This window comes from Ruegeria sp. CK3 (assembly GCF_056536565.1).
In genome coordinates this window covers 1-4,294 of the sequence record NZ_JBQFPV010000026.1, presented here as the reverse complement: position 1 = coordinate 4,294, position 4,294 = coordinate 1, and the positions used below count along the sequence as shown (strand labels likewise).

The window sequence follows — 4,294 nt, the reverse complement described above, 5'->3', positions numbered from 1 at the left end:
AGCGGCGGAACCGACCATCACAACGTCATCGCCCGAGCCCGCGAGAACCTCGTCCGCCGCAGTTAACTCCTGACGCGCATCAATAAAATCATCGCCTGCGCCTGCGTCGACAATGTCTCGACCATCACCAGCCGAAATCACATCATTGCCAATGCCACCATTTATGGTGTCGTTGCCTTCACCTCCGAAAATAATGTCGTCGCCAGCGTTGCCTTCGAGCAGATCATTTCCGGCAAATCCGAATGCTATGTCATCATCTGAGGTGCCAGTCCAAGTATTGTCGAATTCATCGCCAACATACGTTTCACCCGACGCGTCGGGGGTAGTTCCATCTTCTATCGTAAACTGAGATGACGCGAGGTAGGTCGACACCGGATCATTTGGATCCGATTGAACAATTACGCCGAAGGTTTCATCTGACTCGGCAAACGCATCCGGATTTATTTGTACAGTGAAACTCTGCGTGGTTTCACCTTCCTCAAACACTACTGGTACGTTTGCCCGTCCAACATAATCGCCATCGTTGTAGCTTCCGTGTGTCTGTGTCGTGCTTACGAACACTGTTACAGGAGAAAGATCAGTGCCTTCGCGAGTGATTGTGAACGTAATAGAAACATCATCTTCACCGACATTTTGCGATGGCGGTGATGTTGACCAGACTGTACCATTCCCGATCGCATCTACAACAAAGCTGGTCCCCGTTCTGGTCTCTGACTGGGTATTGTTCAGAGCAATCGAGACAGATTGACCCGTTTCAACATTATCCAGCCGCGCTATCTCGCGCCATACTCCATCTCCGGTTTGAACCTGCAGGAGAGCACCGCTAGGAGCGTCCTGGCTTGCGTCAATGGAGACTAAGCGAACAGTGGATGCGGATCCGAAACCGTCAATCGTATTGAACTGAAACCCTGACAGGTCGATTAGGTCTGCCTCTTCGTCGGAAAATTCACCGAAGTTCCCTTGGTTGTAGTCCGTTATCCTATCCGGATCATCGCCCAGATAAGGCGGGAAGTCATCCTCTGTGAAGAAGTAGGTGTCAGATTGGGTGCCACCGGTCAGAAAATCTGCGCCTCTGCCGCCAGCCAAGAAATCAACGCCGTCGCCGCCATTCAGGTGATCAACCCCTCGCCCTCCATCGAGCCAGTCATTGCCCGCTTGTCCAGAAAGGGTATCATCACCCGAATTGCCATAGATGAGGTCATTTCCCAATCCCCCAAGAATTGCAGAACCATCTAGACTGCCAATTATGTAGTCGTTGAGAGCGTCCCCCGAATAATTCCCACTATCAATAATCGTAACCGAAAAGTCTGAGGGGTCATCGATAAACTCTTGAAACAAAACGGTGGACTTGGTCATCAAGTCAACAGTCTGATCATACGTCAGCATCGAGTGCTGATTTGGATTGATATTGAGCGCCACTAATGTTGTGTCCAATCGGTCGTGCAAGTTTATAGTAACATCAACGCCTTGAACATTTTCGAACGGAATAATTCTGTAAATCGGGTCGCCACCGTCGTCGAAGTAGTGCCCAATATTGATCAATCGACTATCTGATCCGGGACCTTCAGATATTGCCCGTGTTCCTGGCGATCCAAATGAGTATCCCAAATAGTCTATACCGTCACCCGGAGGATGAGCCGCCATGAACATCTCGACCATGGCACCTCCCAGACTATGACCTGCAACAAGGATATCTGTAATTTCGTTGTCCGCAGAATAGGTCTGTATTGCTTGGATTAGGTTTTGGAAGAGCTGATAGTGTGCAGTAAAATCAAACACACCGGCGGCGAGGTCTGTCAGGAGGTCTGGAATCTCCTGCGTGCCTCGAAAGGCAATCGCCAGCCTTGTGCCTTTCTGAGCAACAATGGCTTGGCCGTTAAGATTGTCAAAAACGAACTGACTGTTGGTTGAGTCGAAGGGATTATTGTCCCACTCGTTTTGAGTTAAACCTAGCTGGCTGCGGGATAGCACTTCCCATCCATTTTCGGATGCTAGGTGAGGATCGTTTTCATAGGCAAGATTTGCTAGAAGCGCTGCATCACGAATATCACTCGCACTATGAACCGGCATTTGAAACCCCTTTACTGACTAACAACAAGATCGCTAACACGAATCAAAAAAAACTCTGTCCAGATTAAACATATTAAACTTGGAAACTGTCTTGATGCCAATTTTTGTTCGGGAAGAAACCACAACTCAACTCATTGATCAGAAGTATGGAAGTATAGATGACCTTATTTTAGCCTGGGAACAGCTAAGCGAAAAGAAGCCCAGTTTCCCACCGGCTCGTCAAAGATCATCAATCTATCGCTGGGTGAAAGAGGGCGTTCCGAGTAGGGGGGATCAGATCGTAGCCTTCTCAGCATTGCTGGATGTCGATCCACTTTGCCTGTTTGACTACGAGCGCAATGGCTACTTTCGAAATTTTGCCGCAATCCGGCGAAAGCTTCAGCTTGGTCTCGCCGCGTCGGGCATCATGAGGCCACTGTTTCGAGTTTACATGCCCGGTCCACATTGGCCTTCTGACGACATAGTCCGTACTTGCTATGGAAGGCCATGGCACGGCGTTGAGTTCGACAATTCCGAACATTGGAAAAACAGAGATTACGGTTTGATACGATGTCTGTTCAAAAAACCATCGGACGCCCCAAGGGCGGTACACATTGCTTATCGGCGAGTCGGATCACCGGATACGATGTGGCGCTTCTACGGCACCGTGCTCTCTCTTGGAGGTAAATTGGAACTATACTCTGAAAGCGGTGCATACCAAGAGATGCCAGAAGCAAATTCCGGTGAAATCAGGTTCAGGACATTCTTTGGAGACCGACACGTAGAATTTAGAACGGCGAGCCTGCATCCATTTGATGTAAGCACCAAAGTGCCCATGAATGACAGGTCCACTATTGGATTTGAATGGTAAATCTTGCTGTGCATTCGCCACGTTCTCAGAGAACTACATCCTGTTTCGAGAGCACTGAACATGGCGACCCTAACAGCGCCGTAACTGCACGGTCTTTGTGGAAGCCCTTTGTTTCTTCCGGGCTGTGTCATCGAAGCCGGTCTGGAGCCAAATCAGAAACTGCCGAGATGACTATCGATGCGTCCACTTTCAGAGTCTTCAATATGACAATCGTTTCCACAATGTCCAATCGGCGCTCAGCCAATTCATACTTCCCCACGTAAGACGGCGGCTTGCCCAACAATTTGGCCAAACCCGCCTGTGACAACCCTGCCTCCTGCCTGAGCCTAACGAGTTCGCTCAGCAGGAATTGATAGGCCTCTGTTCTTACAGCACCTGCCACTGCTCATGACCTTTAACGTGTGGACACAAGCAGCTACTCCTGTTATGGGATTAACCCCAAATTGGGGGCAATCAACACCTACTACACCCATGATTATTCGCAGTTTTTTGCGATGTCATACGAACGGAGACTGATATGACCTTTGACCCACGCGCCCCAAAACCGCCCTTCGACTTTGTGCCCCGTAAACGGACCCCACCAGTGGACAAGCCTCAACTCTACAGGCGGTTTTTTGGCGACTTGACCAACTGCCAAAAGTTGCGCGATGACATCCGGGACCGCGCTGCATACCTATATTGCGTTGGTCACCTTCCGTCGCATTTGCGGCCACGCGCAAACCAAATCCTGCTCCAGATTTCGGAGTACTTTCGACGCCCCACGAGCTTGGATGGTCGGTTAGGTGAACGTCGGTTGAAGGAGGACGCGATCCGGGATTTGAAGATCAATGACCACGACATGGTTAGAGAAGTCCGCGAACGCGTGAGTCAAGGATACCGCATCCAGCACAGCCGAAGCCCAGGTGCACGGTGCGGTTTTAGCAAGATTTTTTTGTTCAAACGCAATCCCGATCAAACGATAGCGGAAAAGATCACTGTAATGCTGTCCGGTGCGGTCAAGCGAGGTTGGGACTGAGCCTATTGTCAGTTGCGCAGAAGAGATCGGGTGCCGGGTTGACACATATCGGTGTTAGCCGACTGGAGTGGCCTCGTCGCTTGTCAGAGAGAAGAGGTATCCGGGCACTCACCCGGCACCCTTGCGCGTGATGCTACCACGTCCAGACAACCACCCCAAGTCTAAATAGATGAAACATAAAACATTTTCAATTAGTTACACATGTAGAAGCCGGGCCTGATACTTGAATTGGTAACTTTGGAGTAACCACGCCGTGCTGCCCTTGACAAGCAAGCAACGGTTCATAGGTTAAGGGAACTATCAACCCACCAGCCGCGATGGCTGGGCCGCCAATATTGGGATTGGACAGGACGGCACTT

Annotated in this window: 3 protein-coding genes; 1 reads left to right on the top strand and 2 read right to left on the bottom strand. The window is 50.2% G+C overall.

Annotated elements, in window-relative coordinates:
• Positions 1 to 2,070: alpha/beta hydrolase family protein (locus tag ACR0C3_RS23210; protein WP_480760773.1), on the bottom strand; the 2,070-nt coding region annotated here is incomplete at its 3' end.
• Positions 2,071 to 2,164: 94 nt separating this feature from the next.
• Here ACR0C3_RS23210 and ACR0C3_RS23205 point away from each other — a divergent pair.
• The gene (locus ACR0C3_RS23205; RefSeq protein WP_480760771.1) at positions 2,165 to 2,920 is read left to right on the top strand and encodes a hypothetical protein; all 756 of its coding nucleotides are present in this window, start codon (positions 2,165 to 2,167) and stop codon (positions 2,918 to 2,920) included.
• 127 nt (positions 2,921 to 3,047) lie between these two features.
• Here ACR0C3_RS23205 and ACR0C3_RS23200 read toward each other — a convergent pair whose 3' ends face one another.
• Positions 3,048 to 3,302, bottom strand: a complete 255-nt coding sequence (locus ACR0C3_RS23200; RefSeq protein WP_480760770.1) for a helix-turn-helix domain-containing protein — start codon at positions 3,300 to 3,302, stop codon at positions 3,048 to 3,050.
• Positions 3,303 to 4,294: the final 992 nt, after the last annotated feature.